Origin of the sequence: Metabacillus kandeliae (genome assembly GCF_021166585.1) — a bacterium.
GTDB lineage: Bacteria > Bacillota > Bacilli > Bacillales > Bacillaceae > Metabacillus_B > Metabacillus_B kandeliae.
The window spans coordinates 1,356,268-1,369,066 of record NZ_JAJOZE010000001.1 but is presented as its reverse complement, the minus strand read 5'-3'; the positions used below and the strand labels follow the sequence as shown (position 1 = coordinate 1,369,066).

At 42.7% G+C, this 12,799-nt stretch carries 13 protein-coding genes; 9 read left to right on the top strand and 4 right to left on the bottom strand.

The genetic code is table 11. The annotated features are described in order from the left end of the window. Positions 1-15: 15 nt before the first annotated feature. Positions 16-807 carry a Cof-type HAD-IIB family hydrolase gene (locus tag LRR81_RS06945; RefSeq protein ID WP_231788545.1) on the top strand — a complete coding sequence of 264 codons (792 nt, stop codon included), beginning with the start codon at positions 16-18 and terminating at the stop codon, positions 805-807. 262 nt (positions 808-1,069) lie between these two features. On the opposite strand, the gene def is transcribed toward LRR81_RS06945, so the two are convergent. Further along, positions 1,070-1,621, bottom strand: coding sequence for a peptide deformylase (gene def / locus LRR81_RS06940; protein ID WP_231788544.1), 552 nt, complete (start codon positions 1,619-1,621; stop codon positions 1,070-1,072). A gap of 145 nt (positions 1,622-1,766) precedes the next feature. After that, the gene (locus LRR81_RS06935; RefSeq protein ID WP_231788543.1) at positions 1,767-1,913 is read right to left on the bottom strand and encodes a YjcZ family sporulation protein; all 147 of its coding nucleotides are present in this window, start codon (positions 1,911-1,913) and stop codon (positions 1,767-1,769) included. Positions 1,914-2,164: 251 nt separating this feature from the next. Between LRR81_RS06935 and LRR81_RS06930 the strand changes: the two genes are divergently transcribed. The 5 genes from LRR81_RS06930 (at position 2,165) to lpdA (ending at position 8,341) form a co-directional block, all read left to right on the top strand. After that, positions 2,165-2,827 (top strand): YkyA family protein, encoded by a 663-nt coding sequence (locus LRR81_RS06930; RefSeq protein ID WP_231788542.1) that lies wholly within the window; start codon positions 2,165-2,167, stop codon positions 2,825-2,827. A 535-nt stretch (positions 2,828-3,362) separates the two neighbouring features. Beyond that, a complete protein-coding gene (pdhA, locus tag LRR81_RS06925; protein WP_231788541.1) occupies positions 3,363-4,478 on the top strand; it encodes a pyruvate dehydrogenase (acetyl-transferring) E1 component subunit alpha in 1,116 nt (371 codons plus the stop codon). Positions 4,479-4,481: 3 nt separating this feature from the next. Then, the gene (locus LRR81_RS06920) at positions 4,482-5,459 is read left to right on the top strand and encodes an alpha-ketoacid dehydrogenase subunit beta (RefSeq protein WP_231788540.1); all 978 of its coding nucleotides are present in this window, start codon (positions 4,482-4,484) and stop codon (positions 5,457-5,459) included. Positions 5,460-5,575: 116 nt separating this feature from the next. Then, the gene (locus LRR81_RS06915) at positions 5,576-6,925 is read left to right on the top strand and encodes a dihydrolipoamide acetyltransferase family protein (protein WP_231788539.1); all 1,350 of its coding nucleotides are present in this window, start codon (positions 5,576-5,578) and stop codon (positions 6,923-6,925) included. A 3-nt stretch (positions 6,926-6,928) separates the two neighbouring features. Then, positions 6,929-8,341 carry a dihydrolipoyl dehydrogenase gene (gene lpdA / locus LRR81_RS06910; RefSeq protein WP_231788538.1) on the top strand — a complete coding sequence of 471 codons (1,413 nt, stop codon included), beginning with the start codon at positions 6,929-6,931 and terminating at the stop codon, positions 8,339-8,341. Positions 8,342-8,391: 50 nt separating this feature from the next. Here the strand turns inward: lpdA and LRR81_RS06905 are convergent, their stop codons facing one another. Beyond that, positions 8,392-9,936: a glycine betaine uptake BCCT transporter gene (locus tag LRR81_RS06905; protein ID WP_231788537.1), complete on the bottom strand. Its 1,545-nt coding sequence runs from the start codon at positions 9,934-9,936 to the stop codon at positions 8,392-8,394. Between the two features lie 171 nt (positions 9,937-10,107). Between LRR81_RS06905 and LRR81_RS06900 the strand changes: the two genes are divergently transcribed. Both LRR81_RS06900 and LRR81_RS06895 read left to right on the top strand, forming a co-directional pair. Next, positions 10,108-10,947: a polysaccharide deacetylase family protein gene (locus LRR81_RS06900; protein WP_231788536.1), complete on the top strand. Its 840-nt coding sequence runs from the start codon at positions 10,108-10,110 to the stop codon at positions 10,945-10,947. A 407-nt stretch (positions 10,948-11,354) separates the two neighbouring features. Further along, complete coding sequence (locus LRR81_RS06895) at positions 11,355-11,972, top strand: NUDIX hydrolase (RefSeq protein ID WP_231788535.1); 618 nt, start codon at positions 11,355-11,357, stop codon at positions 11,970-11,972. Between the two features lie 35 nt (positions 11,973-12,007). Here the strand turns inward: LRR81_RS06895 and LRR81_RS06890 are convergent, their stop codons facing one another. Continuing rightward, positions 12,008-12,397: a DUF1885 family protein gene (locus LRR81_RS06890; RefSeq protein ID WP_231788534.1), complete on the bottom strand. Its 390-nt coding sequence runs from the start codon at positions 12,395-12,397 to the stop codon at positions 12,008-12,010. Between the two features lie 225 nt (positions 12,398-12,622). Between LRR81_RS06890 and LRR81_RS06885 the strand changes: the two genes are divergently transcribed. After that, entirely contained in the window at positions 12,623-12,742 is a 120-nt protein-coding gene (locus LRR81_RS06885) for a GapA-binding peptide SR1P (protein ID WP_231788533.1), read from the top strand. Positions 12,743-12,799 lie beyond the last annotated feature (57 nt).

The following is a 12,799-nucleotide window of genomic DNA, read 5'->3' as shown; positions in this document are numbered from 1 at the left end:
GAAGAGTGCCTGAATATGAAAGAAAAAGTGATCTTCTTTGATATTGACGGAACACTGCTGGATTTTGATAAAAAAATTCCTGCATCAACTAAAAAAGCTGTTCAGGATTTAAAAGACGCCGGTCACCATGTAGCTATTGCAACAGGCAGAGCACCGTTCATGTTCGCTGATCTGCTTGAAGAATTAGACCTTAACTCATTTGTTTCCTTTAATGGCCAATATGTTGTATTTGAAGGGGATGTTATTTACAAAAACCCGCTTAGTACAGAAACACTTGAGAAAGTTCTCGAATTTTCGAGACAGTCAAAAAACCCGCTTGTTTTCATGAATCATGAAACAATGATGGCAACAGAAGAAAACCATCCGTATATCCGGGAAAGCATGGGTACCTTGAAATTCAGCCATCCTTCTGCTGATCCTGATTTTTTCAGATCTAACGAAATATACCAGACTCTGCTGTTCTGTGATATTGGAGAAGAAGAAAAGTACAAAAAGTATGAAGATCTGAATTTTATCAGGTGGCATCACCTGGCAACAGATATCCTCCCTATGGGCGGGTCTAAAGCAGAGGGAATAAAAAAGCTGATCGCAAGGCTTCCGTTTGAGCGGGAGGACATTTACGCATTCGGTGACGGGCTAAATGATTTAGAAATGATCAGCTTTGCAGGAACTGGCATTGCAATGGGGAATGCAGAAGAAAAACTAAAAGAAATTGCCGATTTTGTTACAAAACCGGTAGACCAGAATGGGATTGCCTTTGCTGTTGAGCAGCTTGGATTGGTAAAGCCTTCGTCATCCCGGACCTGAAATGGATTCCATAAATAGATTTTAAGGCACTTGTTGATCTGCGTCAGGCGGGAGGCCCCTGCGGAAGCAGCAGGACAGGGGAGACCCTTTGCAGACGCTTGAGCGCAAAGGTGTCTCACTGCCCGCCCCGCGGAAAGCGGACGCTGCGTACTGCAAACAACAGTCTTATTTAACAGAGCCAAATAATAAAAGCCGTCCCTGAAATGAATTTTGGGACGGCTTTTTTAGGATATACATGGCTTAACAGAGCACGCTTTTATGCTCAGCGTTCAATCGGATTACTGCCATCCGGTGCAGCGAAGGGGTTTTCTTCATTGATATGATCATAGAACATCACGCCGTTTAAATGATCAATTTCGTGCTGTATAACAATGGCCGGATACCCTTTCAGCCGGAGATCAAGTTCTTCTCCTTCAAGCGATACTGCTTTAATCCGCACTTTTGAAGGCCTCGGAACAAATCCTGGAACAGGACGGTCTACGGACAGGCAGCCTTCACCGCCGCTTAAATAGCTCTTTTGAACAGAGTGGCTCACAATTTTAGGGTTAAATAGCCCGTAGCTGTAAAGCTTGCCGTCATCTTCAAAGTGAATCGCAATCATCCGCTTGGGAACGTTAATTTGAGGAGCAGCAAGGCCTACTCCCGGACGCAGCTGATATTTTTCCATCATTTCAGGATCCTGGCTGTTCTTTAAATACTGCAGCATTTTTTTTAGCGTTTCTTTGTCTTCATCTGCCGGAGGAAGTGTCACTTCCTGCGCTCTTTCTCTCAGGACAGGGTGGCCCTCCCTGATAATATCTTCCATTGTCAACATGACAAACACTTCCTTTCAAACCTTAACCGTACCTTTCATTATAATGGAAGCAGATCAAAACGGAAAGGAGCTTTACTCCGCGGCTTATATGTACAGCAAAGAAATAAAACACGGCAGCTTGCCTTGCAAGCTGCCAGGTTTTTTGTCAGCAGCCGCCCAGGTAAGCAGCACCAACGATGATTAATAGGATAAACAATACAACGATCAAGGCAAATGTACGTCCATAACCATACCCACCGTAACCATAACCGCCGCATGCAGGATAACAGCCATATCCTCCGTAACCGTACATATATTCCAACCTCCCTTGTCATTACGCTCTTTTAACTTGAGCGTCTGATATAACATATGAGAGCGGGATGGATGTGTATAGACTTTCGCCCAGTCTGGAATAACTTTCTGGGTGGACAGACTTTATGATGAAATAAAGCAGATGAGAATAAGTGGGACAATAGGGCTGTTTCTAAAATGTTTGCATGCATGTATTGTCATGAATCAATTAACCTTTTATAGTAGTAATGTCAATAGTTAGGGGGAAAAGTAGTGCGAATTATTCGAAAATGGACGGGGATAGGGTTTTTAGTTATTTTGGCAGGAGTGCTTCTGGCTTCCTGTTCAGGCAGCTCTCCAGCTGATAAAGTCTATAACAGTCTGGAAAAAGTTGCATCGCTGGAAGAGCCTTTTAAAGCCCAGCAGAAACCGCTGACAGAAGCTGAGCAGAAAGAAAACCAGCTTTACAGTCAAATTGTTGGTCTGGGGATGAAAGACTACAGTCAAATCGTGACTTTGTCGAAACAGGCGCTGGGTCTTGTACAGGACAGAGAAAATATGATTGAAAAAGAACACGAAAGCATGCAGAATTCGGCTAAGGAATTCAAAAATGCCGAAGCAGAAATGAAAAATCTTGATAAAGATAATGGTGCTCATAAAGCAGAGCAGCTCAAAAAGCTAATGAATGACCGCTACAATTCCTATGAAAAACTGTATGCCGGCTACAAAGAAGCGGCTGCCCTTGATAAAACATTGTACGCCCTTTTTCAAAAGAAGGATTTGAAGCTTGCTGAGCTTGAAGACAAAATAACTGCCATTAATCAAAGTTATCAGAAGGTAATTGATGAAAACAAAAATTTCAATGCTTTAACGAAACAATACAACGATGAAAAGAAAGCATTTTATAAGGCTGCCGGCATTAAGGCCCAAAGCTGAACAGAAAAGAAAAGAGCGGGCAGGAAAGCTCTTTTTTTGTTTGCTGAAAAGAAAACATACGCCCTCGGCTCTCCAGCTGCATTTAATGCCTTCCTGAATGTCTTTTAACAGCGAATTTTGCAGTTTGCTGCTTGGCTGTGCCGCTGAAAAAACCTTCGGTAAAAACAGAGAAATTATTGTAGTACAGATTAAGTTTTTGTACTAGTACAGTTTTGGAGAAGAGTGCTGCGAAAAGTGCATTGCAGGGAGAAGTTTACATGGTTTATGGCGATTGACGAATAGTTTTATGAGGTGTAAACTAGGACTGTATTATCGTAAATTGTATTAATTATTGCTTTTGATTAATGAATACAGTTTGCTGATCAACAGATGATTCATACATAGAGCAATTTCTGCTGCTGCGGAAAGCGCCGATGTGTTCGGAGCAGCGGAAAAAATTGTGTCGTCACTTGTAATTTAGGGTAACCTAAACTGTATATGTCAATAATCATCCTGTTATCCAGTGTGCAAAAGAAAGGAAGAGGTGACTTATTAAATGGCTTCAAAAACGAAAAATACTGTCGTTGACAGCAAAAAGCAGTTTGAAGAAATTGCAAAGCAGTTCAAAACGTTCCAGATTCTAAATGAAAAAGGAGACGTTGTGAATGAAGCTGCAATGCCTGATTTAAATGATGATCAACTGAAAGAACTAATGAGACGCATGGTCTACACACGCATTCTAGATCAGCGTTCTATATCTTTAAACCGACAGGGACGCCTTGGCTTCTACGCTCCAACAGCAGGCCAGGAAGCATCTCAGCTTGCTTCTCAATTTGCTCTTGAAAAAGAAGACTACATTCTGCCGGGATACCGCGATGTTCCTCAAATTATCTGGCACGGACTTCCGCTGTATCAGGCATTCTTATTCTCCCGCGGACATTTCCACGGCAATCAAATGCCGGAAGATCTGAATGCGCTGTCACCGCAGATTATCATCGGCGCGCAGTATATTCAGACAGCAGGAGTTGCGCTTGGCCTGAAAAAACGCGGTAAAAAAGCAGTTGCGATCACTTACACTGGCGACGGCGGTGCTTCACAGGGTGATTTCTATGAAGGCATTAACTTTGCCGGTGCTTATAAGGCTCCAGCTATTTTTGTTGTGCAAAATAACCGCTACGCTATTTCCACTCCAGTTGAAAAGCAGTCTGCTGCAGGAACAATTGCTCAAAAAGCAGTTGCAGCTGGTATTGCAGGCATTCAAGTAGACGGTATGGATGCACTTGCTGTGTATGCAGCTGTCGCTGAAGCACGCGAGCGTGCGATTAACGGCGAAGGTCCTACACTGATTGAAACTCTTACATTCCGCTACGGGCCTCATACAATGGCTGGAGATGACCCGACGCGCTACCGTACGAAAGATATCGAAAACGAGTGGGAAGAAAAAGATCCTCTTGTCCGTTTCCGCAAATTCCTTGAAAACAAGGGCCTATGGAGCGAAGAGGAAGAGAATAAAGTGATTGAACAGGCGAAGGAAGAAATAAAAGAGGCGATTAAGAAGGCCGATGCTCATCCTAAGCAAAAAGTAACAGACTTGATGGAAATCATGTATGATGAATGGCCGCTTAACCTGAAAGAACAGTACGAAATCTACAAAGAGAAGGAGTCGAAATAAGCCATGGCTCAAATGACAATGATTCAGGCAATCACTGATGCCTTACGCACAGAATTAAAAAATGACGAAAACGTTCTCGTCTTTGGAGAAGACGTAGGCGTTAACGGCGGCGTATTCCGTGCAACAGAAGGATTGCAAAAAGAATTTGGCGAAGACCGTGTTTTCGACACGCCGCTTGCTGAATCTGGAATCGGCGGGCTTGCCCTCGGTCTAGGACTGGAGGGCTTCCGTCCGGTTGCCGAGATCCAATTCTTCGGGTTTGTATACGAGGTTATGGATTCAATCGCTGGCCAAATGGCCCGTTTGCGCTACCGTTCAGGCGGACGCTGGAATTCACCTGTAACGATCCGTTCTCCTTTTGGCGGTGGAGTACATACTCCTGAAATGCATGCTGACAGCCTTGAAGGCCTTATGACGCAATCACCTGGCGTGAAAGTTGTTATTCCTTCCACACCTTATGATGCAAAAGGGCTTCTAATTTCTGCAATCCGCGATAATGATCCGGTTATCTTCCTTGAGCATATGAAGCTTTACCGCTCATTCCGCCAGGAAGTGCCAGAAGAAGAATACACAATAGAAATTGGAAAAGCAGAAGTGAAGCGCGAAGGCTCTGATATTTCCATCATCACTTACGGTGCAATGGTTCATGAATCATTGAAAGCAGCTGAGGAGCTTGAAAAAGACGGCGTTTCTGCAGAGGTTATTGACCTTCGTACAGTACAGCCGCTTGATATTGAAACAATCATTGCTTCTGTTGAAAAAACAGGCAGAGCCATTGTCGTTCAAGAAGCGCAAAAACAAGCTGGGATTGCAGCTAATGTTGTAGCTGAAATTAACGACCGTGCAATTCTTAGCCTGGAAGCTCCAGTGCTCCGTGTTGCGGCTCCTGACACAGTATTCCCGTTCTCTCAAGCAGAGGGCGTATGGCTTCCAAATTACAAAGATGTATTGGAAACTGCTAAAAAAGTTCTTGAATTTTAATAGAGATCATTGAAGCAATACAAGCAGCAAAAGGACGAAACAAATTGCGGGAAAGGGGATCAGCCACCTGATTCCTTTTCCTATCCCCATTAAATTTACTAGGAGGTTGACTGCCCGTGTCATTCGAATTTAAAATGCCGGATATCGGCGAGGGAATCCATGAGGGTGAAATCGTAAAGTGGTACGTTAAAGCTGGCGATGAAGTAGAGGAAGATGATGTACTTGCTGAAGTGCAAAACGATAAAGCTGTCGTTGAAATTCCTTCACCAGTTAAAGGAAAAGTAATTGAGGTTAAAGTTGAAGAAGGAACAGTTGCAACTGTTGGCCAAACTTTAATTTCATTTGATGCACCAGGCTATGAGGACCTGCAGTTTAAAGGCGACCATGGAGATGAGCCAAAGAAAGAAGATAAAACGGAAGCACAAGTTCAGTCAACTGGCGAAGCCGGTCAAGATGTGAAAAAAGAAGAAGCTGACAAGCAGGAATCAGATCATCCTACAGGCGCTGCAGCACAGGCTCCAGTTGAACCTGATGCGAACAAACGCGTTGTTGCCATGCCTTCTGTCAGAAAATATGCCCGTGAAAAAGGCGTAGAAATCCGCCAGGTTAACGGATCAGGTGCCAACGGCCGCGTATCAAAAGAAGATATCGATTCTTTCCTTCAAGTCGGAAGCAAACAGGCTGAAGCAGCTCCTGCTCAGGAAGAGCAAGCTCAGGAAACAGCTGCAGCGAAACCTGCTAAGCAGGCAGTACCTGAAGGTGAATTGCCTGAAACTAGAGAAAAAATGTCCGGTATCCGCAGAGCGATTGCAAAAGCAATGGTTAATTCCAAACAAACTTCTCCGCATGTAACATTAATGGATGAAGTGGATGTGACAAACCTTGTTGCCCACAGAAAGCAATTCAAAGGTGTTGCAGCCGAGCAGGGTATTAAGTTAACATATTTACCGTACGTAGTGAAAGCTCTTACTTCAGCGCTTAAGAAGTATCCAGTTCTGAATACATCAATTGATGATAAAACAGACGAAATCGTACAAAAACATTATTACAACATTGGAATTGCGGCGGACACTGAAAAAGGGCTGCTTGTACCGGTTGTTAAACATGCGGAACGTAAATCAGTCTTTGAAATTTCCGATGAAATCAACAGCCTTGCAACAAAAGCACGCGAAGGCAAATTGGCTTCCAACGAAATGAAGGGCGGTTCCTGCACAATTACCAACATCGGATCTGCTGGCGGACAATGGTTTACACCAGTTATCAACCAGCCCGAAGTTGCCATTCTTGGAATTGGCCGCATTGCGGAAAAAGCAATTGTCCGCGACGGTGAAATTGTAGCAGCACCAGTACTTGCATTGTCTCTGAGCTTTGATCACCGCATCATTGACGGTGCTACAGCACAAAATGCTCTCAATCACATCAAGCGTTTGCTGAATGACCCACAATTAATTTTAATGGAGGCGTAATCGATGGTAGTAGGAGATTTCCCTATTGAAACAGATACTCTTGTCATCGGATCAGGTCCTGGCGGCTATGTAGCAGCCATTCGTGCTGCACAGCTGGGACAAAAAGTAACAATCGTAGAAAAAGCCAATCTTGGCGGCGTATGCTTGAATGTTGGGTGCATTCCGTCCAAAGCATTAATCTCTGCTGGACATCGATTTGAGAATGCAAAGCATTCCGAAGATATGGGCATAAAAGCTGAAAATGTAACCCTGGACTGGTCCAAAGTTCAGGAATTCAAATCAGGCGTTGTGAAAAAGCTTGTTGGCGGTGTTGAAGGACTTCTTAAAGGTAATAAAGTGGAGATCGTTCGCGGAGAAGCTTACTTCGTAGACAATGAGTCCATTAAAGTGATGGACGAAAACTCTTCACAAACTTATAAATTTAAAAATGCCATTATCGCTACTGGCTCCCGCCCAATTGAAATCCCAGGATTCAAGTTCTCCAAGCGGGTCCTTGATTCTACTGGTGCTTTGAATTTGCAGGATGTTCCTAAGAAAATCGTTGTCATCGGCGCCGGCTATATTGGCACTGAGCTTGGGACAGCATATGCTAACTTTGGTACGGAAGTAGTTTTCATTGAAGCTATGGACGATATCCTAATGGGCTTTGAAAAGCAAATGAGCTCCCTTGTTAAACGCAACCTGAAGAAAAAAGGAAACGTTGAAATTTTCACAAAAGCAAAAGCGAAATCTGTTGAAGAAACAGACAGCGGCGTTAAAGTAACTTATGAGGCAAACGGTGAAGAGCAGACAGTTGAAGCTGATTATCTTCTAGTTACTGTCGGCCGCCGTCCAAACACAGATGAGCTTGGCCTTGAGCAAGTCGGCATTGAGCTTACTGAGCGCGGGCTTATCAAAATTGATAAGCAGTCCCGTACAAATGTATCCAACATTTATGCAATCGGCGATATTGTAGAAGGACCTCCGCTTGCACACAAAGCTTCATACGAAGGCAAGATTGCTGCAGAAGCGATTGCAGGAGAACCTTCTGAAATCGACTATCTTGGAATTCCTGCTGTTGTATTCTCTGAGCCTGAACTGGCATCAGTCGGATACACTGAAGCAAGTGCAAAGGAAGAAGGCCTTGAAGTAAAAGCGGCGAAATTCCCGTTTGCAGCTAATGGACGCGCACTTTCTCTTAACGAATCAGACGGCTTCCTTAAGCTTGTAACAGAAAAGGATACCGGTATTGTTGTAGGTGCTCAAATTGCAGGTGCTAATGCTTCTGATATGATATCAGAACTTGGACTTGCTATTGAAGCAGGCATGACAGCAGAAGACATTGCTATGACGATCCATGCTCATCCAACGCTTGGAGAAATCACAATGGAAGCAGCTGAAGTTGCCCTTGGCAGCCCGATTCATATCATTAAATAAGTCAGCAAAAAGCCCCCTGGTCTATGACCAGGAGGCTTTTTTCATTGAAATTATACGGTTCTATTCTTTTCAGTGCTTTCTCGCTTTTTACCTGTAACAAATGGATCGCTTTTCAGGGCCTTCAGCAAGGCAAACACAATGAATATCATAATCACTGCGAAAGGGAGGGCAGCGATAATCGAGACAGTCTGCAAGGCTGTCAGACCGCCGGTATAGAGCAGAATTACAGCAGTACCGGATTGGATCAGTCCCCAGACCATCTTAACTGAGTTCGATGGATTCAGGCTTCCATTAGTAGTTTGCATTCCAAGAACAAACGTAGCAGAGTCAGCAGATGTAATGAAAAATGTTCCAATCAAAAAGATGGCTAGCAGCGACATGATATAGCCGAGCGGGAAATGCTGCAGCATAGCAAAGAGCGCAACTTCAGTTCCTTTATCATTCATAATGTTTGAAATCGACAAGTGCTTTACATGCTCAAGAAAAATAGCTGATCCGCCAAAAACGGAGAACCAGAGAGCGCCGAAAATGGTCGGAACAGCGAGCACCCCTATGACAAATTCGCGAATGGTCCGCCCTTTGGAAATTCTTGCAATAAAGGTTCCGACGAATGGCGCCCACGAAATCCACCATGCCCAATAGAAGAGCGTCCAGCTATTCAGCCATTTATTGTTCAAATCAAATGGAAACATTCTTAAGCTTAAGGATGGCAGTTCCTGGACGTACCTTCCGAGAGTTGTAGTGAAAAAGTCCAAAATAAAATTTGTCGGTCCAGCAAAAAGCAAAAATAGCATAAGAGCAATTGCCAGTATCACATTAAGATTGCTTAAATATTTAATCCCTTTATCAAGTCCTGTTTGGGCAGAAATGATAAACAAAAAGGTTACAATAATGATGATGACAAGCTGTGTAGTAAAATTGTTCTGTATGGCAGGAAACAAAAAGGAAGTTCCTCCGGCAATTTGGATCGCGCCAAGTCCAAGAGATGTAGCGACACCGAAAATTGTCGCAAATACAGCGATGACGTTTACTAGTGTTCCAATTCCGCCATCTGCCCTTTTGCCGATCAGCGGTCTCAAAATGCTGCTGATCACGCCATTTTCACCTTTTCTAAAAGTAAAGTAGGCGAGCGCTAGCGCCAGTACAGAGTAAATTGCCCATGGGTGCAGTCCCCAATGAAAAAAAGAATAAAGGAGAGAATCTTTAGCTGCCTGATTTGTAGATGGTTCTCCTGTAGGCGGGGCGGAATAATGGTTTAATGGTTCTGCAACTCCCCAGAAAACGAGGCCGATTCCCATGCCTGCACTAAATAACATGGAAAACCAGGAAATATAAGAATATTCCGGACGGTCAGTATCCTTTCCAAGCCGGATATTGCCGAACTTTGTAAAAATAATCACAATCGCAAATACGAGAAAAAAAGTAGCTGACAGCAAATAAAACCAGCCGAATTGTTTTGTAATGAAGCCCATTATAGCCGTTGTAACGATGGAAAGGCTATAGCTGCCAGTGATGCTTTTCGGCAAAGCGCCCCAGATGATGAAGAGTGCTGAGACGATAACCGAAATGATGAATACGTTTGTAAAGCGTTTCATTTTTCACATGTCCTCCTATAGTCTTTTTTATGTACGAGCCTTTTGAATGAGTACAGTATGTACCAGGCTCCATGAACACACGTTTTTCAGTGTAACATTTCCTATTTCATTTTTGAAGGGATAAGGCTTATTATATACAAAGAAGAAATTTGTATACTTGGGGGATATTTCATGAAAAAAGCTGGAATTTCTATAGCAGCAGCAGCCTTTATTCTATCAGGCTGCCAGCATTTATCAGCAGGCAGTATATTGGACAAGCAGACAGAAACACAGCCAGTCAAACAGCCAGATCAGGAAGCGGTTAAGAAAGAAAAACAGCCAGCACTACAAAAAAAACCGCAGACAGAAAGCAGAGTGCCGTCAGAGGCCGCTAAGAAGCCGCTGTACAGTGTTTCCCCTGTCAACTGGACATTGAAACCTTTGAGCTCTTCCATACCGAAGAAGACAGCGTTAATCACGATAGACGATGCACCTGACAAGCATGCCCTTGAAATGGCTAAAACCTTAAAAACACTTGGTGTAAATGCCATCTTTTTTGTTAATGGACACTTTCTAGAAAATAAAGAGGGCATCGATGCGCTGAAAGAAATACATAAAATGGGCTTTCAAATTGGCAACCATACATATCACCATAAAGAATTAAAAGGCCTGTCAGAGGAAGAGCAAAAAAAAGAAATCCTGGATTTGAACACAAAAATTAAGGAGATTATTGGTGAAAAGCCTAAATTTTTCAGAGCTCCCTTTGGCATAAACACAGATTTCAGCAGAAAGCTTGCCGCACAGGAAAAGATGACCTTAATGAACTGGACCTTCGGCTATGACTGGAATAAGGAGTATGAAAATAAAGAAGCGCTCGTGGACATCATGAAGAACACCCCTTATTTAACAGATGGATCTATCATTTTAATGCATGACAGAAAGTGGACGAGCAGTGCGCTGAAAGAAATTGTCGGTAATTTAAGAAAAGCAGGCTATCAGCTCGCCGATCCAAATAATATTCAAAGCAGCTGATGTAAAAGAGAAATTGAGTAATATGTCCAGCACGGATACCGGCTTTCTTTCATAGTTAGTTATGTAGACGGTATTGGAAGGACATATTCTGCATCTTAATAGGGCGGATTTTTGAGTTTGGACAGTAAAAGAGCTGTTTCGGACAGTAAACTGATTAAATCGGACAGTAAGGGCAGGATTTCCGCCAGTAAAAGACTGATACTCGCCAGTAAAGTCACTTGTTGGCTAAAACAAGCTAAATGATCTGGGGCAAAAGGCAATTTTAAAGAGCTGAAAGTACTTTTTACTGCCAAAGATCAGCAAATAAGAAATGATATTTATGAATTAGCATACAATTTAACAATATAATTTTATTATGTAAATTAAATTCTCTAAAATGAAGGGAAAATAGATCTGGAGGTTGTACCATGAGTTTAAAATGGCTGGAGTGGGCCAAAGAAATTCAGGCCCTGTCTCAGGCAGGACTGGCTTATTCCAAGGATGTATTTGATCTTGAAAGGTTTGAACGCCTAAGAGAAATCAGCATAGAAATTATGGAAGAATATACTGAAATAGACTATCAAAAGATAAAAACTTTATTTGCAAGCGAGACTGGCTATCAAACACCTAAAATTGATGTAAGGTGCGCTGTGTTCCAAGACCGAAAAATCCTTCTAGTTAAAGAAACGGCTGACGGCAAATGGTCCCTTCCGGGGGGCTTCGGAGATATTGGTCTTTCACCGGCAGAAGTAGCTGTTAAAGAACTTCGGGAGGAAACTGGATATGAAGGAGAAGTTCTCAGACTTATTGGCGTGATGGATAAGAAAAACCACCCTCATCCTCCGTCTCCCTCCCATATTTATAAATTGTTCTTCCTCTGCCGCATAACCGGAGGCAAAGCAGAAGCAAGCATAGAAACAGAAGATGTTCAATTTTTCCCGAAAAATGATTTGCCGCCGCTCTCAATCGGGAGGATCACAGAAGGGCAGATTCATTTAATGTTTGACTATCTGGACAATCCGGATAAGCCAGCCCTATTTGAATGATACGAAAAAGACATTCCATTAGTCGGAATGTCTTTTCATTTTGTATATTGTCTGATAACACGGCCATTGAACAAAATGATTTCAGCCTTCCATGTTTTTGCGAAGAACTTAGCTAATTCGTTTGCCTTTCCTTTATCGGCAAAAGCAGCATCATTCGGTAATATGATGTGAAGCAATGAATCATTTTTTTCGTCTATTCCCAATACAATCCGCGAATATCCCCGTTCTGAAGAGCGAAGTTCAATCGTATTTGCGTTAATTTCCATTTCATAAGGAAAGGCTGCTGCACGATAGTGCCACTGCAGCTGGTCTCCAGTCTTTCCTGTCTGCTCCCGGTAATATTCGAGGCAGCTTACCGCTTCTTCTATCCTGATTTTGCTTATCACTGAAGTGTCAGAAAGCTTAACAGCAGAATAGCTGAGCATGGCAATTCCCCTTTTTTATAGTCTAATAACTTTACTATTGCTTAAATTGAATATATATGCAATAAAAACCATTAATAATCCTCGGAAAAATAAATATGATATACTAAATAGGCTTGACGAATTTAATGTGACATATTATTATGAAATTAATCAATTAATTAAAACGCTTTCAGTTTCAGTTTACCGTTTAGGAGATTGTTAATCTTGTATAAAGGGGATGGGAAGATGGGAACAATCGTATGCAAAGATTGCAACAGCACAATCAGCCACTTTGAAGATGAAAAAGTAACAACACTCTATAGCAAATGCCTGGAATGCAACAAAGATAAAAGCGAAAGAAGATAACGGGGTCAAATAAGGGACGGGAATATAAAGGGGTAGAAAAAGCATGCAGCGCAGCTG

Coding starts and splice junctions, on each gene's coding strand:
- LRR81_RS06945 (WP_231788545.1), top strand. CDS start 16: ATGAAAGAAAAAGTGATCTTCTTTGATATTGACGGAACACTGCTGGAT.
- def (WP_231788544.1), bottom strand. CDS start 1,621: ATGTTGACAATGGAAGATATTATCAGGGAGGGCCACCCTGTCCTGAGA.
- LRR81_RS06935 (WP_231788543.1), bottom strand. CDS start 1,913: ATGTACGGTTACGGAGGATATGGCTGTTATCCTGCATGCGGCGGTTAT.
- pdhA (WP_231788541.1), top strand. CDS start 3,363: ATGGCTTCAAAAACGAAAAATACTGTCGTTGACAGCAAAAAGCAGTTT.
- LRR81_RS06920 (WP_231788540.1), top strand. CDS start 4,482: ATGGCTCAAATGACAATGATTCAGGCAATCACTGATGCCTTACGCACA.
- lpdA (WP_231788538.1), top strand. CDS start 6,929: ATGGTAGTAGGAGATTTCCCTATTGAAACAGATACTCTTGTCATCGGA.
- LRR81_RS06905 (WP_231788537.1), bottom strand. CDS start 9,936: ATGAAACGCTTTACAAACGTATTCATCATTTCGGTTATCGTCTCAGCA.
- LRR81_RS06900 (WP_231788536.1), top strand. CDS start 10,108: ATGAAAAAAGCTGGAATTTCTATAGCAGCAGCAGCCTTTATTCTATCA.
- LRR81_RS06895 (WP_231788535.1), top strand. CDS start 11,355: ATGAGTTTAAAATGGCTGGAGTGGGCCAAAGAAATTCAGGCCCTGTCT.
- LRR81_RS06890 (WP_231788534.1), bottom strand. CDS start 12,397: ATGCTCAGCTATTCTGCTGTTAAGCTTTCTGACACTTCAGTGATAAGC.
- LRR81_RS06885 (WP_231788533.1), top strand. CDS start 12,623: ATGGGAACAATCGTATGCAAAGATTGCAACAGCACAATCAGCCACTTT.